This window comes from Streptomyces gardneri, assembly GCF_006539185.1.
GTDB classification, from domain to species: Bacteria; Actinomycetota; Actinomycetes; order Streptomycetales; family Streptomycetaceae; genus Streptomyces; species Streptomyces gardneri.
Genome location: NZ_BJMN01000014.1, coordinates 148,681 through 174,240 on the forward strand (window position 1 = coordinate 148,681; position 25,560 = coordinate 174,240).

Here is a 25,560-nt window from a genome sequence, read left to right on the forward strand (position 1 = left end):
ATTGAAGACTCCCCGGAACACAGGACGTTCGGCTCCTCTCGAGCCGGTGTCCAGCAGGTTGTTCCACCGAGCCGCTACCCGCGGCGGGCAAGGGCCGGCTACCCGCGGCCGAGAGGGGTCCTCACCACGATGACGGCACCACTGCACGAGACGAGTGCGGGCGAGTCGACCGCCACCGTCGTCGGCGCGCCCGACGCTCCCGGCACTCCGGACAACTCCGGCACCCCCGACGCATCCGCCAAGGCGATCCAGGGCCGCTCGCCCTGGCAGATCGCCTGGACCCGCCTGAAGCGCGACAAACTCGCCCTCGCCGGCGCCTTCGTCGTCGTCTTCCTCATCCTGGTCGCGATCCTCGCCCCGGTCATCGTCGGCCTGCTCGGCCACCCGCCGGACGAGTTCCACGAGGACCAGATCGACCCGCTCTTCGGCACGCCGATCGGGTCGTGGGGCGGCATCAGCTCCGACTTCCTCCTGGGCGTCGAGCCGGTGAACGGCCGCGACGTCTTCAGCCGGATCGTCTACGGCGCCCGGATCTCGCTGCTCGTCGCCTTCCTCGCGGCGGTCTTCGCGGTCGTCCTCGGCACCGTCCTCGGCATCATCGCCGGCTACTTCGGCGGCTGGATCGACGCCGCCCTCAGCCGCGTCATGGACGTCATGCTCGCCTTCCCGCAGCTGCTCTTCACGATCGCCCTGGTCTCGGTGCTGCCCAACGAGCTGCTCGGCCTCGACGGCTCCGGCGTCCGCATCGCCGCCCTGGTGCTTGTGATCGGCTTCTTCGGCTGGCCGTACGTGGGCCGCATCGTCCGCGGCCAGACCCTCTCGCTGCGCAACCGCGAGTACGTCGAGGCCGCCCAGAGCCTGGGCGCCGGCCGCTTCTACATCCTGCGCCGCGAGCTGCTGCCCAACCTGATCGCCCCGATCATGGTCTACGCGACGCTCATGATCCCCACCAACATCCTCACCGAAGCGGCGCTCAGCTTCCTCGGCGCGGGCGTCAAGCCGCCCACCGCTTCCTGGGGCCAGATGCTGTCGACGGCCATCACCACCTACGAGGCCGACCCCATCTTCATGGTGATCCCCGGCTTCGCGATCTTCATCACCGTCCTGGCGTTCAACCTCTTCGGCGACGGCGTGCGTGACGCGCTCGACCCGAAGGGCTCCCGCTGACCGCTCGCCGACGACATTCACGACCCGCCCCTGCCGCTGGCGACAGGAGGCTCATCCCCCAAACGGCGGACCGACTTGACGGCCGTCACTACTCCGGAGGTTGCGAGACCCATGACTCTGATGAGCTCTCAGAGGCGCAGAATCGCCGCGGGCGCGCTGCTGGCGGCGGCCACGATGGTCGTCACCACCGCGTGCGGCGGTGACGGTGGCAACAAGACCGGCGACAAGGGCCCGAAGGCCGCGGCCGGCTTCAACGCCGCCGTGAACAAGGTCGCCAACCCCTCCGACAAGAAGGGTGGCGAGCTGAAGTTCATCGGCTCGCAGGAGGCCGACTCGTGGGACCCGCAGCGCGGTTACTACGGCTTCGTGTGGGACTTCGCGCGCTACTACACGCGCCAGCTGGTCTCCTTCAAGTCCGAGCCGGGCGCCGCCTCCACCGAGCTCGTCCCGGACCTCGCCACCGACGCCGGCAAGGTCTCGGCCGACGGCCTCACCTACACCTTCACGCTGAAGGACGGGGTGACCTGGGAGGACGGCAAGCCGATCACCTCCAAGGACATCAAGTACGGCATCGAGCGCATCTGGGCCCAGGACGTCATCTCCGGCGGCCCGATCTACCTGCAGCAGGTCCTCGACCCCAAGGGCGAGTACAAGGGCCCGTACAAGGACACCTCCGCGGACAAGCTCGGCCTGAAGGCGATCGAGACCCCGGACGACAAGACCATCATCTTCAAGCTGCCGGTCGCCAACGGTGACTTCCTGCAGATGCTGGCCATGCCCGCCGCGTCCCCGGTCCGCCAGGACAAGGACACCAAGGCCAAGTACCAGCTGAAGCCCTTCTCCTCCGGTCCGTACAAGTGGGAGTCGTACACGCCGAACAAGTCCATCAAGCTTGTCCGCAACGACAAGTGGGACTCCAAGACGGACACCATCCGCAAGGCGCTCCCGGACAAGATCAGCGTCACGTTCACCACGAACGCCGACGACATGGACAACCGTCTGGTCGAGGGCGAGTACGACCTCGACATCAACGCGACGGGTGTCGGCGCCGCCGCACGCCAGAAGGTGCTCCAGCAGCACAAGGGCAACGTCGACAACCCGCAGACGGGCTTCATCCGCTACGCGGTCTTCCCGCAGACGGTGATCCCCAACATCGAGTGCCGCAAGGCCATCATCTACGCGGCCGACTCGAAGTCCCTCCAGACCGCCCGTGGTGGCCCGCAGGCCGGTGGCGACATCGCCACCAACATGCTGCCGCCGGCGATCAAGGGTGCCGACGCGAAGGCCGACCCGTACGGCAAGCTCGCCGGTGCGCCGGACCTCGCCAAGGCCAAGGAAGCCCTCAAGAACTGCGGTAAGCCGAACGGCTTCAAGACCACGATCGCGGTCCGCAACAACAAGAAGATCGAGATCGCGACCGCCGAGTCCCTCCAGCAGTCGCTGAAGGCCGTCGGCATCGACGCCCAGATCGACCAGTTCGACGGCGCCCAGACCTCCGGCATCATCGGTTCGCCGAAGGTCGTCAAGGACAAGGGCTACGGCATCATCATCATGGGCTGGGGCGCCGACTTCCCGTCGGGCCAGGGCTTCCTCCAGCCGCTGGTCGACGGCCGCTTCATCCTCCAGAGCGGTAACAACAACTTCTCCGAGCTGAACGACAAGGCCGTCAACGGCCTCTTCGACCAGGCGCTGAAGGAGACCGACCCCGACAAGGCCGGCGAGCTCTACAAGCAGATCAACACGAAGGTCTCGGAGGCCGCGGTCTACCTGCCCTTCACCCACGAGAAGAACATCATCTGGCGCAGCTCCCGGCTGACCAACGTCTACACGGCGGACGCCTACAACGGCCGCTACGACTACGCGTCGCTCGGCGTCGTCAAGTAATCCGACCCGCTCCACCGGCGCACCACCCGCCGCCAGGTCCGAAGGGCAGGTGATGGCCGAGGGCGGCGGCCGGGGGACCCGATCGGGTCCCCCGGCCGCCGACCGGCCGACCGCATGCTTGCATACATAGTCCGACGGCTCTTCGCAGTCGTCGTGATGCTGCTCGTCGTCACGCTCGTGACGCTCAGCATCTTCTTCCTCATCCCCAAGATGACCGGCAGCGACCCTGCCGCGATGTTCGTCGGCAAGCAGGCGGATCCGGCTTCCATTGAGGGCATCCGTCAGAAGCTGGGCCTGGACGAGCCGATCCTGGTTCAGTTCTGGCACTTCGTCTCCGGCATCTTCGTCGGCCGGGACTACACGGGTGGTGGCGACACCATCCACTGCGCGATGCCCTGCTTCGGCTACTCGTTCCGCACCGAGCAGGACGTGTGGTCGATGCTGGTCGACGCCTTCCCCGTCACCCTCTCCATGGTCATCGGCGCCGCGGTGCTGTGGCTGGTCCTGGGTGTCTCCACCGGTGTGATCTCCGCGCTCAAGCGCGGCACGATCATCGACCGGGCGGCGATGATCACCGCGCTCGCGGGTGTCTCGCTCCCCATCTTCTTCACCGCCATGCTGGCGATGCTCGTCTTCCGTACCCAGCTCCAGTGGGTCGACGCCTCGTACACGCCGATCACCGAGTCCTTCACCGGCTGGTTCGGCGGCCTGCTGCTGCCCTGGGTGACCCTCGCCTTCCTGTACGCGGCGATGTACGCGCGGCTCACCCGCGCCACCATGCTGGAGGTCCTCGGCGAGGACTACATCCGTACCGCCCGGGCCAAGGGTCTGCCGGAGCCGGTCGTGCTCGGCAAGCACGCGATGCGCTCCACCATGACCCCCATCCTGACCATCTTCGGCATGGACCTCGGCGCCCTCGTCGGCGGCGCGATCCTGACGGAGACCGCGTTCAGCCTCCACGGCCTCGGCGGCCTGGCCATCAAGGGCGTGAGCGAGCGTGACCTGCCGCTGATCCTGGCCGTCACCCTCATCACCGCCGCCTGCGTGGTCGTCGCCAACCTCGTGGTGGACCTCCTGTACGCGGTGATCGACCCCCGAGTGAGGCTCGCATGACCGACAAGCTGACGAAGACGGGCGCCGCGCCCGGAGAGCCGGTCGCTTCCTCGGGCGCCCCGTCCGACGCCTTCCTCGACGTCCGCGACCTGAAGATCCACTTCCCGACCGACGACGGTCTGGTCAAGTCGGTCGACGGTCTCAGCTTCCAGCTGGAGAAGGGCAAGACCCTCGGCATCGTGGGCGAGTCCGGCTCCGGCAAGTCGGTGACCTCGCTCGGCATCATGGGTCTGCACACGGTCGGCCAGTACGGCCGCCAGAAGGCGCGGATCTCCGGCGAGATCTGGCTGAACGGCCGCGAGCTGCTCTCCGCCAACCCCGACGAGGTCCGCCGGATGCGCGGCCGCGAGATGGCGATGATCTTCCAGGATCCGCTGTCCGCGATGCACCCGTACTACACGGTCGGCCACCAGATCGTGGAGGCCTACCGGGTCCACCACCCGGTCGACAAGAAGACCGCGAAGCGGCGGGCCGTCGAACTCCTCGACCGGGTCGGCATCCCCGAGCCGGCCAAGCGGTTCGACAACTACCCGCACGAGTTCTCCGGCGGCATGCGCCAGCGCGCGATGATCGCCATGGCGCTCGTCAACAACCCCGAACTGCTCATCGCGGACGAGCCGACCACCGCGCTCGACGTGACGGTGCAGGCGCAGATCCTCGACCTGATGCGGGACCTCCAGAAGGAGTTCGGCTCGGCGGTCGTCATCATCACCCACGACCTCGGCGTCGTCGCCGAGCTCGCCGACGACATCCTCGTGATGTACGGCGGGCGCTGCGTCGAGCGCGGACCGGCCGAGTCCGTCTTCTACGAGCCGCAGCACCCCTACACCTGGGGCCTGCTCGGCTCGATGCCGAGGATCGACCGCGACCAGACCGAGCGGCTCATCCCGGTCAAGGGCAACCCGCCCAGCCTGATCAACATCCCGAGCGGCTGCGCCTTCAACCCCCGCTGCCCGTACGCGGACGTCCCCAAGGGCGGCATCACGCGCACCCAGCGGCCCGAGCTGGCCCTCGCCGGCGACCGCCACTTCTCGGCCTGCCACATGCCGCAGGAGGAGCGCACCCGGATCTGGACCGAAGAGATTGCGCCGAAACTGTGAGCGAGACCATGGAACCCCTCCTCAAGGTCACCGGCCTGAAGAAGCACTTCCCCATCAAGAAGGGGCTTCTCCAGCGCCAGACCGGTGCGGTCAAGGCGGTCGACGGGATCGACTTCGAGGTCCTGCCCGGTGAGACGCTCGGCGTCGTCGGCGAGTCCGGCTGCGGCAAGTCCACGATGGGCCGGCTCATCACGCGGCTGCTCGAACCGACCGGCGGCACGGTCGAGTTCCAGGGCAAGGACATCTCCCACCTGGGAGTCGGCGGGATGCGCCCGCTGCGGCGCGACATCCAGATGATCTTCCAGGACCCGTACGGCTCGCTGAACCCGCGCCACACGGTCGGCACGATCGTCTCCGCCCCCTTCAAGCTCCAGGGCGTCGAGCCCGAGGGCGGCGTGCGCAAGGAGGTCCAGCGCCTCCTGGGTCTGGTGGGCCTCAACCCCGAGCACTACAACCGCTACCCGCACGAGTTCTCGGGCGGCCAGCGCCAGCGCATCGGCATCGCCCGGGCCCTGGCCCTGAAGCCGAAGCTGGTCGTGGCGGACGAGCCGGTGTCGGCCCTGGACGTCTCCATCCAGGCCCAGGTGGTCAACCTGCTGGACGACCTCCAGCAGGAGCTCGGCCTCACGTACGTGATCATCGCGCACGACCTCTCGGTCATCCGGCACGTCTCGGACCGCATCGCGGTGATGTACCTCGGCAAGATCGTCGAGCTCGCGGACCGCAAGTCCCTGTACGAGAACCCGATGCACCCGTACACCCGGGCCCTGATGTCCGCGGTCCCGATCCCGGACCCGCGCCGCCGGGGCGCCAAGAGCGAGCGCATCCTGCTCACCGGCGACGTCCCGTCCCCGATCGCCCCGCCGCCGGGCTGCCGCTTCAACACCCGCTGCTGGAAGGCGACGGAGGTCTGCCGGACCCAGGAGCCCCCGCTCGTGGAACTCCGCCCGGGCCAGCGAGTGGCCTGCCACCACCCGGAGAACGCGGACTCGCTGACGATCCCGGGGGCCCGGGAGTCGGTCGAGATCACGAAGCCGGAGGCGAAGGCGAAGCCGAAGCCGGAGCCGGAGTCGCCGAAGGCGGAGGCTGCGCCGAAGGTGGAGGCCGCGGCCGACGTCGAGGCCGAGGCGGAGACGGCGGAGCCGTCGACCGAGGGCGACGAGTCGCCGAAGGCGTGACACCGAGAGGCCCCTGCCGCACCCCGCGGCAGGGGCCTCCGGCGTGCCGCCCTCCGGTCCGGCTCGCGCATGCCCCGCCCACCTCCCACCCCCCCCGTGTGGGCATGCGTCCCGCCGGGCTGGGGGTCCCCCCTCTGGGGGAGGGTGGGCACACGGGACGGCGCCCTTGCGGGCGCCTCCGCCCCCTGTGCCTTGACCCGCACCACCAAGCGCGCCGCGCACCGGGTGCGGGTTCGGGCGCCGGGGCCCGTGCCCGGCAGGTGCCCGGCACGGGGCGTACCGCCCGGCGCGGGCCTACCCATGCGGCGGCAACCGGCACAATTGGGCGGTGCTCCACGATCTGTTCAGCCCCGATGTCCAGCACGCCCTGGACCTCGTCGGCATCTTCGTCTTCGCCATCTCCGGCGCGCTCCTCGCCGTCCGCAAGAACTTCGACGTCTTCGGCATCGCCGTCCTCGCCGAGGTCACCGCCCTCGGCGGCGGTCTCCTCCGCGACCTGATCATCGGCGCCGTACCCCCCGCCGCCTTCACCGACCTCGGCTACTTCGTCATGCCGCTGGTCGCGACCGTCCTCGTCTTCTTCCTCCACCCGGAGGTCGAGCGGACCCAGACCGCCGTCAACGTCTTCGACGCCGCGGGCCTCGGCCTCTTCTGCGTGACCGGCACGACGAAGGCGTACGACTACGGCCTCGGCCTCACCTCCTCCGCCGCGCTCGGGCTCGCGACCGCCGTCGGCGGCGGTGTCCTGCGGGACGTGCTCGCCAACGAGGTGCCGTCCCTGCTGCGCTGGGACCGTGACCTGTACGCCGTCCCCGCGATCGTCGGAGCGACGATGGTGGTCCTCTGCATCCGCTTCGACATGCTCAACGCCTTCACCAGCGGCGCCGCCGTCCTCACGGCCTTCGTCCTCCGGCTCCTCGCGATGCGCTACCACTGGCGCGCGCCCCGCGCCTGGAACCGCCGCTCCTCCGCGCGCGAGGAACCCGAAAAAGCTACCGCTCAGTAATGAGCTGGGGTACCGTCGGAAGCATGAGCACGAGCACCGAGACGACCGCCGTCGAGTCGACCACCACCGCCGCCGCGACGACCGCGAGCGAGTTCGACCGCGACACCGCCGTCACCCTCCGGGCCCCCGGCGTCTACGACGCCGACCTCTCCGCCGGCTGGACGATCATCCAGGCCGTCAACGGCGGCTACCTCCTCGCCCTGCTCGGCCGCGCCCTCGGCGACCACCTCCCGCACCCCGACCCGTTCACGATCTCGGCGCACTACCTCACGCCGTCCGTGCCCGGCCCCGCGGTGATCCGGACCGAGACCGTCCGTACCGGCCGGACCCTCTCCACCGGGCAGGCCTCGCTCTTCCAGTACGCCGAGGACGGCACCGAGGTCGAGCGCATCCGGGTCCTCGCCTCGTACGGAGACCTCGACGCCCTCGCCGACGACGTCCGCACCACCGCGACGCCGCCCGCGATGGCCCCGATCGAGAACTGCTTCAGCGCCGCCGACAACCCGGCCCCGAGGATCCCCGGCTCCTCCGCCATCGCGGACCGCCTGGACCTCCGCCTCGACCCGGCCTGCGTGGGCTGGGCCGTCGGCGCCCCGTCCGGCAAGGGCGAGATGCGGGCCTGGTTCGGCCTCGCCGACGGCCGCGAGCCGGACGCGCTCTCCCTCCTGCTCACGGTCGACGCGCTGCCGCCGACCTCCTTCGAGCTCGGCCTCAAGGGCTGGACCCCGACCGTGGAGCTCACCACCCACATCCGCTGCCGCCCGGCCCCCGGCCCGCTGCGGGTCTCGATCACCACCCGCAACCTTGCCGGCGGCTTCCTGGAGGAGGACGCCGAGGTCTGGGACAGCGCCGACCGCCTGGTGGCCCAGTCCCGCCAACTGGCCCGCGCCCCGCGCGGCTAGGCCCTGTCCGGCGGATCATGGCCGGGTCCGCGGATTCTCGCCGTTCGGGCCGGATCCGGGGCCGGAAGGTCCCGGCCCCCGGCCTGAACGGGGGCGTAAACAGGCCAGACGGCGGGGCCGCCGCGGTGGACTCGTAGAATCGACCCACCATGGCTTACCTCGACCACGCCGCGACCACGCCGATGCTGCCCGAGGCGATCGAGGCGATGACCGCCCACCTCGCCGTCACGGGCAACGCCTCCTCCCTGCACGCCCCCGGACGGCGCGCCCGGCGGACCGTCGAGGAGGGGCGCGAGACGCTCGCCGCCGCGCTCGGTGCGCGGCCCAGCGAGGTCGTCCTCACCTCCGGCGGCACCGAGGCCGACAACCTCGCCGTGAAGGGCCTCTACTGGGCCCGCCGCGACGCCGACCCGCGCCGCACCCGCGTCCTCGCCAGCCCGGTCGAGCACCACGCCGTGCTCGACGCCGTCGACTGGCTCGCCACGCACGAGGGCGCCGACGTCGAGTACCTGCCCGTCGACCGCTACGGCCGCGTCCACCCCGAGGCCCTGCGCGAGGCCATCGCCCGCGACCCCGGGTCCGTCGCCCTCGCCACCGTCATGTGGGCGAACAACGAGATCGGCACCGTCATGCCGGTCCGCGGACTCGCCGACGCGGCCGCCGAGTTCGGCGTCCCCCTGCACGCCGACGCCGTCCAGGCCGTCGGCCAGGTCCCGGTCGACTTCGCCGCCTCCGGCCTCGCCGCCATGACCGTCTCCAGCCACAAGATCGGCGGCCCGTACGGGATCGGCGCCCTGCTCCTCGGCCGCGAGTACACCCCCGTTCCCGTCCTGCACGGCGGCGGCCAGGAGCGGCACGTCCGCTCCGGCACCCTCGACGTGCCCGCCGTCGCCGCATTCGCCGTCGCCGCCCGGCTCGCCACCGAGCGCCGCGAGGAGTTCGCCCGCGAGGTCGGCGCCCTGCGCGACGGGCTCGTCACCGCCGTCCGTGCGGTCGTCCCCGACGCGATCCTCGGCGGCGACCCCGACGAGCGGCTCCCCGCCAACGCCCACTTCACCTTCCCGGGCTGCGAGGGCGACTCCCTGCTCCTGCTGCTCGACGCCGCCGGCATCGCCTGCTCCACCGGCTCCGCCTGCACCGCCGGCATCGCCCAGCCCAGCCACGTCCTGCTCGCCACCGGCACCGACCCGGACCTGGCCCGGGGCACCCTGCGCTTCTCCCTGGGCCACACCTCCACCGAGGAGGACGTGAAGGCGGTCGCCGAGGCCATCGGCCCGGCCGTGGAGCGGGCGAGGACCGCGGGCCTCAGCTGAGGCCCCTCACGGCCCTCACACCGGCTTCTTGGCCGCCTCGCGCACGAGCCGCAGATAGCGGTCCCAGTCCCAGTGCGGCCCGGGGTCGGTGTGATCGGTGCCCTCGACCTCCACGTGCCCGATGATGTGCTCCCGGTCCACCGGTATCCCGTACCGCGCGCAGATGTCGGCCGTCAGCCGCGCCGACCCCGCGTACATCGCCGCCGTGAAGTCCTGCGGCCGGTCGACGAAGCCCTCGTGCTCGATGCCGATGCTCCGCTCGTTCATGTCGCGGTTCCCCGCGTGGAACGCCACGTCGAGCTCCCGGATCATCTGCGCCACATGACCGTCCTTGCGGACCACGTAGTGCGCGGCGGCCCCGTGCCCCGGGTTCTTGAAGACCTTCAGCGCGGTCGCGTAACTGCCCTGCACGACATGGATCACGACCCGGTCTATGCCGTAGTCGTCCGGCCGGTCGGCCCGCCGCCAGTTCGCCCGCGCCGCCGAGGTCCACTCGGCGCCCTTGTGGTCGAGCGCGCCCTCGACGCGCTTCTTCTCCATCCCCGGCAGCCGCCACCACGCGCGCGCCAGCTCGTCCCTGGCCAGCGCGGCCGTACCCAGCACGGCGACCCCGCCGCCGAGCAGCACGGCCCGCCGCCCCACCCGCCTGTCCGAACCGCTTCCCCTGCTCCCCATGCACCAGAGAACGCTTACTCCCGCGACCATGGTTCCCGGGCCCCGTACCCTGGTAGGGCTATGACTGAGACTTCGCCCCCGCGCCCCCGCACCCAGCCCCTCCGGGTACTTGCCGCAATGTCCGGCGGTGTGGACTCCGCCGTCGCCGCCGCCCGGGCCGCCGAAGCAGGCCACGAGGTCACCGGCGTGCACCTCGCGCTGTCCGCGAACCCGCAGTCGTTCCGGACCGGAGCGCGCGGCTGCTGCACGATCGAGGACTCGCGCGACGCGCGCCGGGCCGCCGACGTCATCGGCATCCCGTTCTACGTGTGGGACCTCGCCGAGCGGTTCCGCGAGGACGTCGTCGACGACTTCGTCGCCGAGTACGAGGCGGGCCGCACCCCCAACCCCTGCCTCCGCTGCAACGAGAAGATCAAGTTCGCGGCGCTGCTCGACAAGGCCCTCGCCCTCGGCTTCGACGCCGTCTGCACCGGCCACTACGCCACGGTCGTCCTGGGCGACGACGGCACGCGCGAGCTGCACCGCGCCTCCGACATGGCGAAGGACCAGTCGTACGTCCTCGGGGTGCTCGACGAGAAGCAGCTCGCGCACGCGATGTTCCCGCTCGGCGACACCCTCACCACCAAGGACGAGATCCGGGCGGAGGCCGAGCGGCGCGGGCTCGCGGTCGCGAAGAAGCCCGACAGCCACGACATCTGCTTCATCGCCGACGGCGACACCCAGGGCTTCCTCGCCTCCCGCCTGGGCAAGGCGGAGGGCGACATCGTCGACGAGGCCGGCACCAAGGTCGGCACCCACGAGGGCGCCTACGGCTTCACCGTCGGCCAGCGCAAGGGCCTGCGGATCGGCCACCCGGCCGCCGACGGCAAGCCCCGCTACGTCCTCGACATCTCGCCCGTGAACAACACCGTCACGGTCGGCCCCGTCGAGGCCCTGGACGTCACCGCCCTCACCGCGATCAAGCCCCGCTGGTGCGGCACGGCCCCCGAGGGCCCCGGCCGCTACACCGCCCAGCTGCGCGCCCACGGCGGCGAGACCGAGGTGACGGCCGCCCTGGTGGACGGCCAGCTCACGGTCACCTTCGCCGAGCCGGTCCGCGGTGTCGCCCCCGGCCAGGCGATCGTGCTCTACGACGGCACGCGCGTCGTCGGCTCGGCGACGATCGCCACGACGACCCGCCGCACGACGCAGCCCACGCCCGCGTAACCGGGAGCCGGGCGGAGGCCCTACGCGGCCTCGCTCGTCTCCCGTTCCTCCGCCAGGAACTCCTCCAGGACCGGGGCCAGGACGTGCGGGGCCACCTCGTGCGTCTGGCCCGTCAGGGTCCGGTGACGGGCGCGGGGGAGCGCCGCCGTCAGGGCGCGGGCCGCTTGGCGCGCCCACGCCGGACTCGCGCCCCCGTCGACGACCAGCACGCGCGCGTGGACCCCGGCGAGACGCCGGACCGGCACCGTCCCGTCGCCGAGCACGGCATGGTCGTACGCGAGGGTCGACGCCAGCGCGTCCCCGCCCGGCCACGCCTCCGCCGGTACGCCCCACTCCGCGAGGAACAGATCGAGGGCCGCGCCCCGCTGCCCCCGGCCGAGCAGCTCCGCGGCCCCGCCGTGCCGCGCGGCGGCCTCCGCCGAGTACGGCGGCTCGTACATCGCCACCGGCCCGGCCGAGAGCCCGGCGGCCACCGCGGCGAGCGCCAGGGCGCCCCCCGTGCCCACCCCGTACAGGGCAGCGCCGCTCCCCGCCTCCCCGGCCACCGCGGCCAGGTCCTCGATCTCCCGCTCCACCGCGTACGGCCCGGTGTCGCCGCTCCCGCCGCGCCCCCGCCGGTCGTACGTCACGACCGAGAAGCGGCGGGCGAGGAGCCCGGCGAGGGGCCGCTCGCTCGCGGCCGTGCACAGGGGCCCGCTCACCAGGACCAGCGGCGGCCCCGCCCCGTCGCCGTACCTCTCGTACGCGATCGTCGTCCCGTCCCGTGACGTGACCCGTCCCCCGGCCCTGCCCAGCGTGTCGTCCATGGCAGTGCAGACCCGGACCGTCGCCGGAACTCATCGCCGCACGCGGGGAATTCCCGAAGAATCTTCGAAGCCGCTGGTCACCCCCTACGGTGGAGCGCATGAACATCTGCGTCTTCCTCTCCGCCGCCGACCTCGACGAGCGGTACACGGCGCCGGCCCGCGAGTTCGCCGGACTCCTCGGCAAGGCCGGCCACACCCTCGTCTGGGGCGGCTCCGACACGGGCCTGATGAAGGTCGTCGCGGACGGCGCCCAGGAGGCGGGCGGCCGACTCGTCGGCGTCTCCGTCGACTTCCTCCAGCACAAGGCCCGCCCGGACACGGACGAGATGGTCGTCGCCCGGGACTTGGCCGAGCGCAAGGCCCTGCTCCTGGCGAAGTCCGACGCGATCGTGGTCATGGCCGGCGGCATCGGCACCCTCGACGAGGCCACCGAGATCCTTGAGCTGAAGAAGCACGGCAAGCACGCCAAGCCGGTGGTCCTGCTCAACACGGCGGGCTTCTACGACGGCCTGAAGATCCAGCTCCGCCGCATGGAGGACGAGGGGTTCCTGCCGGTCCCGCTGACCGACCTGGTGTTCTTCGCGGAGGACGGCCCGACGGCCCTCGCCCACCTGGAGGAGAGCCTGGGCGCGAGCTGAGGCAGGTCTCGGAACGAGCCCGGACGAGCCTGGGGGAGAGCGCCGGCTCCCGCTGATGCGAGCATGGTGCCCATGGCTACACATGTGATCACCGGAGCCGGTTCCGGCATCGGCGCGGCCGTCGCGCGCCGCCTCCACGCGCGCGGGGACGAACTCGTGCTGCACGCGCGCGACGCGGGGCGTGGCAAGGAGCTCGCCGCGCAGTTCCCGGGCGCGCGGACGCTCGTCGGGGACCTGGCCGACCCGGACCGGCTGTCCTGGGCCTTCTCGCACCAGAGCATGCCGGAGCGGGTGGACAGCCTCCTGCACATCGCGGGCGTCGTCGACCTCGGTCCCGTCGGGGACCTCACCCCGAAGACCTGGCACCACCAGCTCAACGTCAACCTGATCGCCCCGGCCGAGCTGACCCGGCACCTCCTGCCCCAGCTGCGGGTCTGCCAGGGCCACGTCGTCTTCGTGAACTCGGGCGCCGGGCTCGCCGCCCACGCCGAGTGGAGCGCGTACGCCGCCTCCAAGCACGGCCTCAAGGCCCTCGCGGACTCCCTGCGCCACGAGGAGCACGCCAACGGCGTGCGGGTCACCTCCGTCTACCCGGGCCGCACCGCGAGCCCCATGCAGGCGAAGGTGCACCAGCAGGAGGGCAAGGAGTACGACGCGTCGAAGTGGATCGACCCGGAGTCGGTCGCGACCGCGATCCTCACCGCGATCGACCTGCCGCGCGACGCCGAGATCAACGACCTGACCGTCCGTCCGGGGCGATAGGCGTGAGCGACGAAGCAGACAAGGGCGGCACGAGGCTCTTCGGCCCCGCCACCGGTGTCGGGTCCATGCCCGGCGGCGACGCCCGCGAGGCCGCGAAGACGGTCACCGGCTCCTTCGAGGACTTCCCCTTCCTGGCGGAGCTGCCCGCCCGCGGGCCCGGCGCCGACATGATCGGCCGGACCATCGGGATGCTCGTCGACCTGTACGCGCACGTCGAGCCGAGCGGCTGGCGGATCAGCGACCGGCCCGGCCGGGACACCAAGCGGGCCCGGTCCTGGCTCGGCGAGGACCTGGACGCCCTGGAGGAGTTCACCCAGGGGTACGAGGGCCCGCTCAAGGTCCAGGCCGTCGGCCCGTGGACGCTCGCCGCGGCCCTGGAGCTGCGCGGCGGCGAGGCGGCCCTGGGCGACGCGGGCGCCTGCCGCGACCTGGTCGGCTCCCTCGCGGAGGGGCTCCGCGCCCACCTAGCGGAGCTGGCCAAGCGGGTCCCCGGGGCCCGGATCGTCCTCCAGCTCGACGAGCCCTCACTCACGGCCGTCCTGCGCGGTGACGTCCGTACCGCCAGCGGCTACCGCACCTACCGGGCCGTCGACCGGCAGGTCGTGGAGAGCGCCCTGCGGGACGTGATCGGGGTTCACGACGGGCCGGTGGTCGTCCACTCCTGCGCCCCCGACGTCCCCTTCGCGCTGCTGCGCCGGGCCGGCGTCGCCGGGGTCTCGTTCGACTTCGGGCTCCTCACCGAACGTGACGAGGAGCCGATCGGTGAGGCCGTGGAGGCCGGCACGAAGCTCTTCGCCGGTGTGGTGGCCTCCACCGACGGCCCGTTGTCGGACCCGGGCGGTAGCGTCATGGGTGTCAGGACGCTGTGGCGCAGGCTGGGGCTGAATCCGGGGACTCTCGCGGAGTCCGTGGTCGTCACCCCCACGTGCGGGCTCGCGGGCGCTTCGCCCGCCTATGCCCGTGCGGCCCTCGCCCACTGCGCCCGGGCGGCGAGATCGCTCGCGGACAACCCAGAGTGACCGGGTTCAGAGGCACGGGAGGACGGACGAAGGTGGCAGTCGAACAGGGGGCCCTGCCCGCCGAGGCACGGGAGAAGCACGCCGACCTGGCGGAGCGGATCGAGGAGCACCGCTTCCGGTACTACGTGAAGGACCAGCCGGTCATCAGCGACGGCGAGTTCGACAAGCTTCTGCGCTCGCTGGAGGCGCTGGAGGAGCAGTACCCGGAGCTGCGGACGCCCGACTCGCCGACCCAGAAGGTCGCCGGGCAGTACGAGACGGAGTTCACCTCCGTCGAGCACCGGGAGCGCATGCTCTCCCTGGACAACGCCTTCGACGACGAGGAGCTCGCCACCTGGGCCGAGCGGGTCGCGCGGGACGTCGGCACCCCCGACTTCCACTACCTGTGCGAGCTCAAGGTCGACGGCCTCGCCGTGAACCTCACGTACGAGCACGGGCGGCTGACCCGCGCCGCCACCCGCGGCGACGGCCGCACCGGCGAGGACATCACGCCCAACGTCCGGACGATCGCCGACATCCCGGACCGGCTGCGCGGCGACCGCGTCCCGGACCTCGTCGAGATCCGCGGCGAGGTCTACTTCCCGATGGAGGGCTTCGAAGGGCTCAACGCCCGCCTGGTGGAGGCGGGGGACAAGCCCTTCGCCAACCCGCGCAACGCGGCCGCCGGTTCGCTGCGCCAGAAGGACCCCAAGGTCACCGCCTCCCGCCCGCTCCACATGGTGGTGCACGGCATCGGCGCCCGGGAGGGCTTCGACATCTCCCGGCTGTCGGAGACGTACGAGCTGCTGCACGAGTGGGGCCTGCCGACCGCCGGGCACAACCGGGTGGTCGACTCGCTCGACGGCGTGCGGGAGTTCATCGCGTACTTCGGCGAGAACCGCCACTCCGTCGAGCACGAGATCGACGGGGTCGTCGTCAAGCTCGACGAGATCCCGCTCCAGGGCCGGCTCGGCTCCACGGCGCGCGCCCCCCGCTGGGCCATCGCCTGGAAGTACGCGCCGGAGGAGGTCAACACCAAGCTGGTCGACATCAAGGTCGGCGTCGGCCGCACCGGGCGCGTCACGCCGTACGCCCAGGTGGAGCCGGTGACCGTGGCCGGCTCCGAGGTCGAGTTCGCCACCCTCCACAACCAGGAGGTGGTGAAGGCCAAGGGCGTGCTGATCGGCGACACGGTCGTGCTGCGCAAGGCCGGTGACGTGATCCCCGAGATCCTCGGGCCCGTCGCCGACCTGCGGGACGGCAGCGAGCGGGAGTTCGTGATGCCCGCCGAGTGCCCGGAGTGCGGGACGCCGCTGAAGCCGATGAAGGAGGGCGACATCGACCTCCGCTGCCCGAACGCGCAGACCTGCCCGGCGCAGCTCCGCGAGCGCCTCTTCTTCCTCGCCGGGCGCCAGTGCCTGGACATCGAGAACTTCGGCGCGGTCGCCGCGGCGGCCCTCACCCGCCCCCTTGAGCCGGCCGAGCCGCCGCTCGTGGACGAGGGCGACCTCTTCGACCTCACCATCGAGCAGCTGCTCCCGATCAAGGCGTACGTCCTGGACCCGGACAGCGGGCTGCCCAAGCGGGACCCGAAGACCGGCGAGGAGAAGATCGTCACGGTCTTCGCCAACCAGAAGGGCGAGCCGAAGAAGAACGCCCTGTCGATGCTGGAGAACATCGCGGCGGCCAAGGCGCGCCCGCTCGCCCGCTTCATCAACGGCCTCTCGATCCGGCACGTGGGGCCCGTCGCGGCCGAGGCGCTGGCCCGTGAGTTCCGCTCCCTGGAGCGGATCGAGCAGGCGAGCGAGGAGGAGCTTGCGGCCGTCGACGGCGTCGGCGGGATCATCGCGGCCGCGGTGAAGCAGTGGTTCGCCGAGGAGTGGCACCGCGAGATCGTGCGGAAGTGGCGCGCGGCCGGAGTGTCGCTGGAGGACGAGGGCGCCGGGGAGGATGTGGGGCCGCGTCCGCTGGAAGGTCTCACGGTCGTCGTGACCGGCACCCTGGAGAAGTTCACCAGGGATGGCGCAAAAGAGTCCCTCCAGACCCTCGGAGCCAAGGTCGCCGGTTCCGTTTCAAAGAAGACCGCCTTTGTGGTCGTCGGCGAAAACCCTGGTTCGAAGTACGACAAGGCGATGCAGCTGAAGGTTCCGGTTCTGGACGAGGAAGGCTTCTCGGTCCTGCTCGAACAAGGTCCCGAAGCCGCTCGGGAGGCCGCGGTACCGGTCGCCGAGTAGCCTCCGCCGACCCCGGGAAAGGTCACCCGTTCGGCGCATACCAGATCGTTACGGGTGGCCGGGTCGCATTCGGGCAAGAGAGGGAGAGCGCTGCCCGTCGGAGCCCTCGGCGGCCTACTGTGGTGACCGTGCGTCCTGTCCCGCACGTCCGAGCGAGGGCTGCCGGTCGTACGCGCCAGGACGAACGGCCCAGTGGCATGAGGAACGGCCGCCCGGTGGCGGCCGCATGGCGGACGGCCCGACGACGGACGGCCGCGCGAGCGCGGCCCATCGCACACCGACGGCATCGCCGCCTGTGAGAGGGACGGGAATGGAACCGACCGAGAGCGTCGCCCCGGCCCCACGGCCGTACGGCCGTGTGGTCCCCACGGGCCTCACCTCCCGGCTGCCCGCAGCCGTGGTGGGCATCGCCGCCGTCGTGCTCGTCGTCGGCCTCCAGCGGGCCCTGAGCACCGGACACGGACTCTTCCCCGGCGGTGCCGCGGGCTGGTCCCTCGCCGTCCTCACCGGCCTCATCGTCGGTCACCTGGTCGCGCTCGGCCGCGACCGCTGGTGGGGCGGCACGGGCTCCGGCGCCGCCCTCACCCTCGCCGTGCTCCTGCTGTACGGCTGGGTGCCCGCCGGACTCGTCTCGCTGACCGTCGTCGCCCTCGTCGGCGCCGCCCGCCGGCACCGCTGGCGACAGGGCCTGCTGCACGGCGCCGCCGACGTCCTCGGGGTCGCCGCCGCCGCCCTCGTCCTCGCCGTCTTCGGGGACGTACCGACCGTCGAGGAGCCCTGGCAGCCCCTCGACTGGACGATCGGGGACCTCCCGGAAGTCGTCCTCGCCGCGGCCGCCTACCTCGTGGTGACCCGGATCCTGCTGTGGTACACGCTCGCGCCCCAGGGCCGCGGACTGCCCACCATCGCCCGCACCGCCCTCCTCCGGCAGGGCCTCGTCGCCGTCGCCCTGCTCGGCATCGCGCCGCTCATCTGCGTCGTCGCCGCCACCCGGCCCGTCCTCCTGCCCCTCTTCGCCGTCCCCCTCATCGCCCTCGACTCCACCCTGTGGATCGCCCGGGCCCGCGCCGAGGAACAGCTGCGCGACCCGCTGACCGGGCTCCCCAACCGCCAGTGGCTCCTGGAGCGGGCCTGGACGGCCCTGGAGGAGGCCGAGGGCGAAGGCGCCCGCGCCGCCCTGGTCCTGATCGACCTCGACCGCTTCCGCTCGGTCAACGACACCCTCGGGCACCTCGCGGGCGACCGGCTGCTCCTCCAGATCGCGGAACGGCTCCGCCTCGCCCTGCCCCACGGCGCCGAGGCCGCCCGGCTCGGCGGCGACGAGTTCGCCGTCCTGCTGCCCACCGCCGACTCCACCACCAGCGCCCAGCGCGTCGCCCGCCACCTCGTCGCCGAACTCTCCTCCCCGCTCGACCTCGACGGACTCACCCTCGTCCTGGAGGCCAGTGCGGGCGTCGCCGTCTTCCCCGACCACGCCCTCGACGCCGAGGGCCTGCTGCGCCGCGCCGACGTCGCCATGTACCAGGCCAAGCGGGACCGCACGGGCGTCGAGGTCTACGAGTCCAAGCGCGACTCCAACACCCCCGACCGCCTCGGCCTCCTCGGCGACCTGCGCCGCGCTCTCGACGCGGGCGAGGTCGAACTCCACTACCAGCCCAAGGTCCGCTTCGACGGCCAGGTCGCGGGCCTGGAGGCGCTCGTCCGCTGGGTCCATCCGGAGCGCGGGAAGGTCCCGCCGGACGAGTTCATCGCCATCGCCGAGTCCTCCGGCCTGATGCCCCACCTCACCGAGTACGTCCTGGAGACCGCCCTCGCGCAGGTGGCCCGCTGGCGCACCCAGGGCCTCAACGTCCCGGTCGCCGTGAACGTCTCGCCGCGCGACGTCCACACCCCCGGCTTCGCGGGCGCCGTCGCGGCCCGCCTCGCCCGCCACGGCGTCCCGGCCGGCGCCCTCCAGCTGGAGATAACGGAGCACGTGCTCCTGGAGGACCCCCAGCGGGCCGCCGACACGCTCAACGGCCTCACCGGCCACGGCGTCAAGATGTCCCTCGACGACTTCGGCACCGGCTACTCCTCCCTCGTCCACCTGCGCCGGCTGCCCGTCAGCGAACTGAAGATCGACCGCTCCTTCGTCGCCCGGCTCGCCGTCGACACCGAGGACGCCGAGATCGTCCGCTGCACCCTCGACCTCGCCCACTCCCTCGGCCTCCTCGTCGTGGCCGAGGGCGTGGAGGACGACGAGACCTGGGAGCGCCTCCGCGACCTGGGCTGCGACGCCGTCCAGGGCTGGCTGGTCGCCGCCGCGATGCCGCCCGCCGAGGCGACCGCCTGGCTCCTGGCCCGCGGCGAGCACGGCTGGCGCCGCCCCGCCGACATCGCCGCCGACCTCGCCGCCGAAGTGGACCTCGACCACCCCTCGGGCCAGGTCGTCCCGTAGGACGTGTCACGCCCGGGGCCGACCGTTTCACGGGGAGCGGCACCGGCCCCATAGGATGGACCAAACCATCAAGCTCACCCCGTGAGGAACCGCATGCCTGGCATCACGCGCGAGGAGGTCGCCCACCTCGCACGGCTGGCGCGTCTGGAGCTGAAGGGCGAAGAACTCGATCACTTCGCCGGCCAGCTCGACGACATCATCGGCGCGGTCGCCCGCGTCTCCGAGGTCGCCGACCAAGACGTACCGCCGACCTCTCACCCGCTGCCGCTGACCAATGTCATGCGCGCGGACGAGGTCCGTCCGTCGCTCACCCCCGAGCAGGCGCTCTCCGGCGCCCCGGCCCAGGAGCAGCAGCGTTTCAAGGTGCCGCAGATCCTGGGGGAGGACTAACAAGTCATGACGGACAACAACATCATCAAGCTCACGGCCGCCGAGATCGCCGGGAAGATCGCCGCCGGCGAGCTCACCGCGGTCGAGGTGACCGAGGCCCACCTCGCCCGTATCGAGGCCGTCGACGAGAAGGTCCACGCCTTCCTGCACGTCGACCGCGAGGGCGCTCTCGCGCAGGCGCGCGCCGTCGACGAGAAGCGCGCCCGTGGCGAGAAGCTCGGCCCGCTGGCCGGCGTCCCGCTCGCACTCAAGGACATCTTCACCACCGTCGGCATGCCGACGACCGTGGGCTCGAAGATCCTGGAGGGCTGGATCCCGCCGTACGACGCGACCCTGGTCAAGAACCTCAAGGCCGCCGACGTCGTCATCCTCGGCAAGACCAACATGGACGAGTTCGCGATGGGCTCCTCCACGGAGAACAGCGCCTACGGTCCGACCGGCAACCCCTGGGACCTGACCCGGATCCCCGGCGGCTCCGGCGGTGGCTCCTCGGCCGCCCTCGCCGCGTACGAGGCCCCGCTCGCCATCGGCACGGACACCGGCGGCTCCATCCGCCAGCCCGCCGCCGTCACCGGCACGGTCGGCGTCAAGCCGACCTACGGCGGCGTCTCCCGCTTCGGCATGGTGGCCTTCTCCTCCTCCCTCGACCAGGGCGGCCCCTGCGCCCGTACGGTCCTGGACGCGGCCCTCCTGCACGAGGCGATCGCCGGGCACGACCCGCTCGACTCGACCTCCATCGACGCCCCGGTCCCGCCGGTCGTCGAGGCCGCCCGGAACGGCTCGGTCGCCGGCATGCGCGTCGGCGTCGTCAAGCAGTTCCGCGGCGAGGGCTACCAGGCCGGTGTCGTGCAGCGCTTCGACGAGTCCGTCGAGCTGCTCAAGTCGCTGGGCGCCGAGATCGTCGAGCTGGACTGCCCGACCTTCGACCTCGCCCTGTCGGCGTACTACCTGATCGCGCCGTCCGAGTGCTCCTCGAACCTGGCCCGCTTCGACGCCATGCGCTACGGCCTCCGGGTCGGCGACGACGGCACGCGGTCCGCCGAGGACGTCACCGCCCTCACCCGTGAGGCCGGCTTCGGCGACGAGGTCAAGCGCCGCATCATCCTCGGTACGTACGCGCTGAGCTCCGGCTACTACGACGCGTACTACGGCTCGGCCCAGAAGGTCCGGACCCTCATCACCCGCGAGTTCGAGAAGGCCTTCGAGGAGGTGGACGTGATCGTCTCCCCGACGACCCCCACCACTGCCTTCCCGATCGGCGAGCGCGCCGACGACCCGATGGCGATGTACCTCGCGGACCTGTGCACCATCCCGACCAACCTGGCCGGCAACGCCGCGATGTCGCTGCCCTGCGGCCTCGCGCCCGAGGACGGTCTGCCGGTCGGCCTGCAGATCATCGCTCCCGCCATGAAGGACGACCGGCTGTACAAGGTCGGCGCCGCCGTCGAGGCCGCCTTCGTGGAAAAGTGGGGGCACCCGCTGCTTGAGGAGGCTCCGTCGCTGTGAGTGCCATGGCAAAGAAGGCCAAGAACTTCAAGAAGTCGAAGACCGGCGTCTACGTCTCGCTGGCCACCACCGCGTTCGGCGCCGTCAGTGTCGCCAAGCAGGCCAAGCTGGCCCGCAACGACAACGACACCCTGCGGCTGATCGACGCCGCCGTGTCCGCCGCCGCCATCGTTACCGGCCTGGCGATCCTCTACCGGGAGCTCAAGCGCCTGGGCGACGACGACGTCCTGCTGGGCTGAGAGGGAAAGTCTCACCGTGACTGTCACTGAACTGCTGTCGTACGACGCGGCCCTCGCGGCGTTCGACCCCGTCATGGGCCTGGAGGTCCATGTCGAGCTCGGCACCAAGACGAAGATGTTCTGCGGCTGCTCGACCGAGCTGGGCGCGGAGCCGAACTCGCAGACGTGCCCGACCTGCCTCGGCCTGCCCGGCTCGCTGCCGGTGGTCAACGCGATCGGCATCGAGTCCGCGATCAAGATCGGTCTCGCGCTGAACTGCGAGATCGCCGAGTGGTGCCGCTTCGCCCGGAAGAACTACTTCTATCCGGACATGCCGAAGAACTTCCAGACCTCCCAGTACGACGAGCCGATCGCCTTCAACGGCTACCTGGACGTCCAGCTGGAGGACGGCGAGATCTTCCGCGTGGAGATCGAGCGCGCCCACATGGAGGAGGACACCGGCAAGTCCACCCACATCGGTGGCGCGACCGGCCGCATCCACGGCGCCTCGCACTCCCTGCTCGACTACAACCGGGCCGGCATCCCGCTCATCGAGATCGTCACCAAGCCGATCGAGGGCGCGGGCGAGCGGGCCCCCGAGGTCGCCAAGGCGTACGTCGCCGAGCTGCGCGAGCTGATCCGTGCCCTGGGCGTCTCCGAGGCGCGCATGGACAAGGGCCAGATGCGCTGCGACGTGAACCTGTCGCTGCGTCCGAACGGCACCAAGACCTTCGGCACCCGCTCGGAGACGAAGAACGTCAACTCGCTCCGTTCGGTGGAGCGTGCGGCGCGCTTCGAGATCCAGCGCCACGCGGCCGTGCTCACCTCCGGTGGCACGATCGTGCAGGAGACCCGTCACTTCCACGAGGACGACGGCTCCACCACCGCCGGCCGCATCAAGGACAACGCCGAGGACTACCGGTACTTCCCGGAGCCCGACCTCGTCCCCGTCGCCCCGGCCCGCGCGTGGGTCGAGGAGCTCCGGGGCGGTCTGCCCGAGCTGCCGCGCGTGCGCCGCAACCGGCTGCGCGAGGAGTGGGGCGTGTCCGAGCTGGACATGCAGTCCATCCTCAACGCGGGCGCGGTCGACTCGATCGTCGCCACGATCGAGGCGGGCGCGGACGCGACCTCGGCCCGCAAGTGGTGGATGGGCGAGCTCGCCCGTAACGCCAACGAGCAGGGCGTCTCGCTGGAGGAGCTGGCGATCACCCCGTCGGACGTGGCCCGGGTCTCGGCCCTGGTCGCCGCCGGCGATCTGAACGACAAGCTGGCCCGCCAGGTCATCGAGGGCGTTCTCGCCGGCGAGGGCACCCCGGACGAGGTCGTCGAGAAGCGCGGTCTGAAGGTCGTCTCCGACGACGGCGCGCTCGGCACGGCGGTCGACGAGGCCATCGCGGGCAACGCGGGCATCGCCGACAAGATCCGCGGCGGCAAGGTCGCCGCGGTCGGCGCCCTGGTGGGTGCGGTCATGAAGGCCACCCGCGGCCAGGCGGACGCGGCGAAGGTCAAGGACCTGATCCTGGAGAAGCTGGGCGTCAGCGAGGGCTGATCCTCCTGGGACCCGGTGGTACGAGGGGCGGTACGGCTGTCGCGAGACGGCGGTACCGCCCTTCGTCCGTGAAGGGTCCGCCGGGCCGTCGGCCCGCGATTCGGCGCCCCACACCTGAGCACTTGGACTTCCGTGACGACCTGATGGACGTTCACCACCGCGTCCCCGCCGGGTCTTCTCTGTGTCACCCCGCCTCACTACCGTCCCCGTCGTACCACCAATGGCTCGAAGGCGAACCATTGGCCGTCGACTGGAGGTCGGTCTTGTCATCCGAGAAGTCCCCCGAGCTGTCCCGCAGAAGGCTCCTCGCGCTGGGCGGCGGCGCCCTCGGTGTCGCCGCGGCCGGCTCGTTGTTGCCGCCGTCCCTGCAGGCCGCGATGGCCGCGGAGCCCCCGGCCGGCGGGATGGGGGCGGTGCGGCACGTGGTCGTCCTCATGCAGGAGAACCGTTCCTTCGACCACTACTTCGGGACCCTTCGGGGTGTCCGCGGATTCGGTGACCGCAACGCCATCGAGCTGCCCTCCGGCAAGCCGGTGTTCGAGCAGCCCGCCGCGCTCGGCAGGACCGTGCTGCCGTTCCCGATCCGCGGCGCCGCCGAGACGCAGCAGAAGGACCTCCAGTACATCGGCGACCTCGACCACTCCTGGAGCGGCGGCGGCAAGGCCTGGCGCGGCGGCTGGATGGACGGCTGGGTCTCGGCCAAGACCGCCGCCACCATGGCGTACTACGACCGGCGCGACATCCCCCTGCACTACGAGCTCGCCGACACCTTCACCATCTGCGACGCGTACCACTCGTCCATCCACACCTCGACGAGCCCGAACCGCAACCACCTCTGGTCCGGCTGGACCGGCTTCGAGGCCGACGGCACCCGCGCCGTCACCAACGCCGCCTACGCCGAGGGCACCCACCCCGGCTATGGCTGGCCCACCTACGCCGAGCGGCTCGAAGCCGCCGGGCGGAGCTGGAAGACGTACACGGAGTGGGAGAACTTCACCGACAACAACATCGAGTTCTTCACCACCTTCAAGAAGATCGCCCGGAAGGCGCTCGCGCACACCGGCGGGCACACCTTCATGGAGTCCTTCTACGCCGCGGTCCGCGACACCGAGGACCTCGCCGAGCGGACCCGCCTCCTCGGGCTCCTGGAGGAGGGCGTCGCCGCTCTCACCGAGGCCGAGCGCTCCCTCTTCGAGCGCGGGCTGCGCCGGGTCGAGAGCGGCACCCTCGCCGACGCCTTCCGCGCCGACATCGCCGCCGGCACGCTCCCCGAGGTCTCCTACCTCGTGCCCTCCGCGATCGACTCGGAGCACCCCGGCTCCTCCTCGCCGATCGCCTCCGCGAGCCTCGTCTACAAGGTGCTCGACGCCCTCGGCTCGCACCCGGACGTCTGGCGCCACACCGTCGTACTGATCAACTACGACGAGAACGACGGCTTCTTCGACCACGTGCCGCCGCCGGTCCCGCCCGCCGAGAACACGGACGAGCGCTGGAAGGGCCAGCCCACCGGGCTCGGCATCCGCGTCCCGCTGCTCGTCGTCTCCCCCTGGTCCGTCGGCGGCTACGTCTGCTCCGAGACCTTCGACCACACCTCGGTGATCCGCTTCCTGGAGAAGCTGACCGGCATCGCCGAGCCCAACATCACGCCCTGGCGCCGGGCCGTCACCGGCGACCTCACCTCCGCCTTCGACTTCAAGCGCGGCCGCCGGCAGCCGCCCGTCGAGCAGCCCGGCCCGATCCCGCCCTTCACCGGCCGCTGGCGGCCCCAGCCCCCGGCCGTCCAGCAGATGCCCGTCCAGGAGCCCGGCGCCCGTCCGGCCCGCCCCCTGCCGTACCAGCCGGACGCCTCCGCGACCGTCGCACCCGGGGCCGTGACCGTGGCCCTGCGCAACACCGGCAGGGCGAGCGCGCACTTCGCCCTCTATCCGTACGCGGGCGAGTTCGCCGTCCCGCAGCACCGGGACGTCAGGGGGACGGGGGAGTGGACCGTCCCCGTTACGGGTGATCATTACCGCTTCACGATCACCGGCCCGAACGGCTTCCGCCGCGAGTTCGAGGGCCCCGCGGCCGGCGGCGCCGAGCTCGCCACGCGCCTCGACCACCACGACCGTGACCTGCACCTCACCGTGCGGAACACGGGCACGGCCCCGCTCGCCTTCACCGTCCGGCCGCTCGGGTACGTCGACGAGCGCGACCTCGCCGACTGGACCCGCACGGTCACGGTGAAGCCCGGGAAGACCCGTACGGTCGTGCACTCGGCCGCCGACGCGCACGGCTGGTACGACATCGAGGTCACCGCCTCCGGTGGCTTCCGCCGCCGCCTCATGGGCCACATCGAGAACGGGCGCCCCAGCGTCTCCGGATGACCCCACCGTCTCCGGACGGCTCCCCTCCGTGTGCGGGGGCAGGGACCTCGGTCCCGACCCCCCGCACACGGCTGTGAGCATCGACACGAAAGGGACAAACGATCACGTTTGG

At 71.6% G+C, this 25,560-nt stretch carries 21 protein-coding genes; 19 read left to right on the plus strand and 2 right to left on the minus strand.

What is annotated here, in order from left to right:
* The first annotated feature begins 129 nt into the window (after window positions 1–129).
* The 8 genes from SGA01_RS12645 (at window position 130) to SGA01_RS12680 (ending at window position 9,663) form a co-directional block, all read left to right on the plus strand.
* Entirely contained in the window at window positions 130–1,167 is a 1,038-nt protein-coding gene (locus SGA01_RS12645; RefSeq protein ID WP_141296624.1) for an ABC transporter permease, read from the plus strand.
* A 111-nt stretch (window positions 1,168–1,278) separates the two neighbouring features.
* Window positions 1,279–3,051: an ABC transporter substrate-binding protein gene (locus tag SGA01_RS12650; RefSeq protein ID WP_141296625.1), complete on the plus strand. Its 1,773-nt coding sequence runs from the start codon at window positions 1,279–1,281 to the stop codon at window positions 3,049–3,051.
* 114 nt (window positions 3,052–3,165) lie between these two features.
* Window positions 3,166–4,164, plus strand: a complete 999-nt coding sequence (locus tag SGA01_RS12655; RefSeq protein WP_141296626.1) for an ABC transporter permease — start codon at window positions 3,166–3,168, stop codon at window positions 4,162–4,164.
* Entirely contained in the window at window positions 4,161–5,264 is a 1,104-nt protein-coding gene (locus SGA01_RS12660; protein WP_141296627.1) for an ABC transporter ATP-binding protein, read from the plus strand. Before SGA01_RS12655 ends, SGA01_RS12660 begins: the two co-directional genes overlap by 4 nt.
* An 8-nt stretch (window positions 5,265–5,272) precedes the next feature.
* Entirely contained in the window at window positions 5,273–6,442 is a 1,170-nt protein-coding gene (locus tag SGA01_RS12665) for an ABC transporter ATP-binding protein (RefSeq protein ID WP_141296668.1), read from the plus strand.
* A gap of 328 nt (window positions 6,443–6,770) precedes the next feature.
* Entirely contained in the window at window positions 6,771–7,448 is a 678-nt protein-coding gene (locus tag SGA01_RS12670) for a trimeric intracellular cation channel family protein (RefSeq protein ID WP_055641215.1), read from the plus strand.
* A 23-nt stretch (window positions 7,449–7,471) separates the two neighbouring features.
* Entirely contained in the window at window positions 7,472–8,350 is an 879-nt protein-coding gene (locus SGA01_RS12675) for a thioesterase family protein (RefSeq protein ID WP_174867292.1), read from the plus strand.
* Between the two features lie 149 nt (window positions 8,351–8,499).
* Window positions 8,500–9,663, plus strand: coding sequence for a cysteine desulfurase family protein (locus SGA01_RS12680; protein WP_141296629.1), 1,164 nt, complete (start codon window positions 8,500–8,502; stop codon window positions 9,661–9,663).
* A gap of 15 nt (window positions 9,664–9,678) precedes the next feature.
* Here the strand turns inward: SGA01_RS12680 and SGA01_RS12685 are convergent, their stop codons facing one another.
* Window positions 9,679–10,338, minus strand: a complete 660-nt coding sequence (locus SGA01_RS12685; protein WP_055641213.1) for an N-acetylmuramoyl-L-alanine amidase — start codon at window positions 10,336–10,338, stop codon at window positions 9,679–9,681.
* A 60-nt stretch (window positions 10,339–10,398) separates the two neighbouring features.
* Between SGA01_RS12685 and mnmA the strand changes: the two genes are divergently transcribed.
* Complete coding sequence (mnmA, locus tag SGA01_RS12690; RefSeq protein ID WP_141296630.1) at window positions 10,399–11,544, plus strand: tRNA 2-thiouridine(34) synthase MnmA; 1,146 nt, start codon at window positions 10,399–10,401, stop codon at window positions 11,542–11,544.
* Between the two features lie 20 nt (window positions 11,545–11,564).
* On the opposite strand, the gene SGA01_RS12695 is transcribed toward mnmA, so the two are convergent.
* Window positions 11,565–12,350 (minus strand): alpha/beta fold hydrolase, encoded by a 786-nt coding sequence (locus SGA01_RS12695; RefSeq protein ID WP_141296631.1) that lies wholly within the window; start codon window positions 12,348–12,350, stop codon window positions 11,565–11,567.
* A gap of 98 nt (window positions 12,351–12,448) precedes the next feature.
* Between SGA01_RS12695 and SGA01_RS12700 the strand changes: the two genes are divergently transcribed.
* From SGA01_RS12700 to SGA01_RS12745, 10 genes are all read left to right on the plus strand, one after another.
* The gene (locus SGA01_RS12700) at window positions 12,449–12,988 is read left to right on the plus strand and encodes an LOG family protein (protein ID WP_141296632.1); all 540 of its coding nucleotides are present in this window, start codon (window positions 12,449–12,451) and stop codon (window positions 12,986–12,988) included.
* Window positions 12,989–13,051: 63 nt separating this feature from the next.
* Window positions 13,052–13,750, plus strand: coding sequence for an SDR family oxidoreductase (locus SGA01_RS12705; RefSeq protein WP_141296633.1), 699 nt, complete (start codon window positions 13,052–13,054; stop codon window positions 13,748–13,750).
* 2 nt (window positions 13,751–13,752) lie between these two features.
* The gene (locus tag SGA01_RS12710) at window positions 13,753–14,769 is read left to right on the plus strand and encodes a methionine synthase (protein ID WP_141296634.1); all 1,017 of its coding nucleotides are present in this window, start codon (window positions 13,753–13,755) and stop codon (window positions 14,767–14,769) included.
* Window positions 14,770–14,801: 32 nt separating this feature from the next.
* Complete coding sequence (gene ligA / locus SGA01_RS12715) at window positions 14,802–16,982, plus strand: NAD-dependent DNA ligase LigA (RefSeq protein WP_141296635.1); 2,181 nt, start codon at window positions 14,802–14,804, stop codon at window positions 16,980–16,982.
* 310 nt (window positions 16,983–17,292) lie between these two features.
* Complete coding sequence (locus SGA01_RS12720) at window positions 17,293–19,419, plus strand: putative bifunctional diguanylate cyclase/phosphodiesterase (protein ID WP_141296636.1); 2,127 nt, start codon at window positions 17,293–17,295, stop codon at window positions 19,417–19,419.
* Window positions 19,420–19,512: 93 nt separating this feature from the next.
* On the plus strand, window positions 19,513–19,809 hold the full coding sequence (gene gatC / locus SGA01_RS12725; protein WP_015036350.1) for an Asp-tRNA(Asn)/Glu-tRNA(Gln) amidotransferase subunit GatC: 297 nt from the start codon (window positions 19,513–19,515) through the stop codon (window positions 19,807–19,809).
* A 6-nt stretch (window positions 19,810–19,815) separates the two neighbouring features.
* Complete coding sequence (gene gatA, locus SGA01_RS12730; RefSeq protein ID WP_055641205.1) at window positions 19,816–21,315, plus strand: Asp-tRNA(Asn)/Glu-tRNA(Gln) amidotransferase subunit GatA; 1,500 nt, start codon at window positions 19,816–19,818, stop codon at window positions 21,313–21,315.
* Window positions 21,316–21,320: 5 nt separating this feature from the next.
* Entirely contained in the window at window positions 21,321–21,554 is a 234-nt protein-coding gene (locus tag SGA01_RS12735; RefSeq protein ID WP_030693796.1) for a hypothetical protein, read from the plus strand.
* 16 nt (window positions 21,555–21,570) lie between these two features.
* Window positions 21,571–23,082, plus strand: coding sequence for an Asp-tRNA(Asn)/Glu-tRNA(Gln) amidotransferase subunit GatB (gene gatB, locus SGA01_RS12740; RefSeq protein WP_141296637.1), 1,512 nt, complete (start codon window positions 21,571–21,573; stop codon window positions 23,080–23,082).
* Between the two features lie 263 nt (window positions 23,083–23,345).
* Window positions 23,346–25,448: a phosphocholine-specific phospholipase C gene (locus tag SGA01_RS12745; protein WP_141296638.1), complete on the plus strand. Its 2,103-nt coding sequence runs from the start codon at window positions 23,346–23,348 to the stop codon at window positions 25,446–25,448.
* The last annotated feature ends 112 nt before the right edge of the window (window positions 25,449–25,560 follow it).

Excerpts from the sequence above, each read along its gene's own strand:
- gatA (WP_055641205.1), top strand. The coding sequence starts at position 19,816 with ATGACGGACAACAACATCATCAAGCTCACGGCCGCCGAGATCGCCGGG.
- SGA01_RS12675 (WP_174867292.1), top strand. The coding sequence starts at position 7,472 with ATGAGCACGAGCACCGAGACGACCGCCGTCGAGTCGACCACCACCGCC.
- SGA01_RS12685 (WP_055641213.1), bottom strand. The coding sequence starts at position 10,338 with ATGGGGAGCAGGGGAAGCGGTTCGGACAGGCGGGTGGGGCGGCGGGCC.
- SGA01_RS12695 (WP_141296631.1), bottom strand. The coding sequence starts at position 12,350 with ATGGACGACACGCTGGGCAGGGCCGGGGGACGGGTCACGTCACGGGAC.
- gatC (WP_015036350.1), top strand. The coding sequence starts at position 19,513 with ATGCCTGGCATCACGCGCGAGGAGGTCGCCCACCTCGCACGGCTGGCG.
- SGA01_RS12650 (WP_141296625.1), top strand. The coding sequence starts at position 1,279 with ATGACTCTGATGAGCTCTCAGAGGCGCAGAATCGCCGCGGGCGCGCTG.
- SGA01_RS12735 (WP_030693796.1), top strand. The coding sequence starts at position 21,321 with ATGGCAAAGAAGGCCAAGAACTTCAAGAAGTCGAAGACCGGCGTCTAC.
- SGA01_RS12705 (WP_141296633.1), top strand. The coding sequence starts at position 13,052 with ATGGTGCCCATGGCTACACATGTGATCACCGGAGCCGGTTCCGGCATC.
- SGA01_RS12660 (WP_141296627.1), top strand. The coding sequence starts at position 4,161 with ATGACCGACAAGCTGACGAAGACGGGCGCCGCGCCCGGAGAGCCGGTC.
- SGA01_RS12700 (WP_141296632.1), top strand. The coding sequence starts at position 12,449 with ATGAACATCTGCGTCTTCCTCTCCGCCGCCGACCTCGACGAGCGGTAC.
- SGA01_RS12665 (WP_141296668.1), top strand. The coding sequence starts at position 5,273 with ATGGAACCCCTCCTCAAGGTCACCGGCCTGAAGAAGCACTTCCCCATC.
- mnmA (WP_141296630.1), top strand. The coding sequence starts at position 10,399 with ATGACTGAGACTTCGCCCCCGCGCCCCCGCACCCAGCCCCTCCGGGTA.
- SGA01_RS12655 (WP_141296626.1), top strand. The coding sequence starts at position 3,166 with ATGCTTGCATACATAGTCCGACGGCTCTTCGCAGTCGTCGTGATGCTG.
- SGA01_RS12680 (WP_141296629.1), top strand. The coding sequence starts at position 8,500 with ATGGCTTACCTCGACCACGCCGCGACCACGCCGATGCTGCCCGAGGCG.
- SGA01_RS12645 (WP_141296624.1), top strand. The coding sequence starts at position 130 with ATGACGGCACCACTGCACGAGACGAGTGCGGGCGAGTCGACCGCCACC.
- SGA01_RS12720 (WP_141296636.1), top strand. The coding sequence starts at position 17,293 with ATGGAACCGACCGAGAGCGTCGCCCCGGCCCCACGGCCGTACGGCCGT.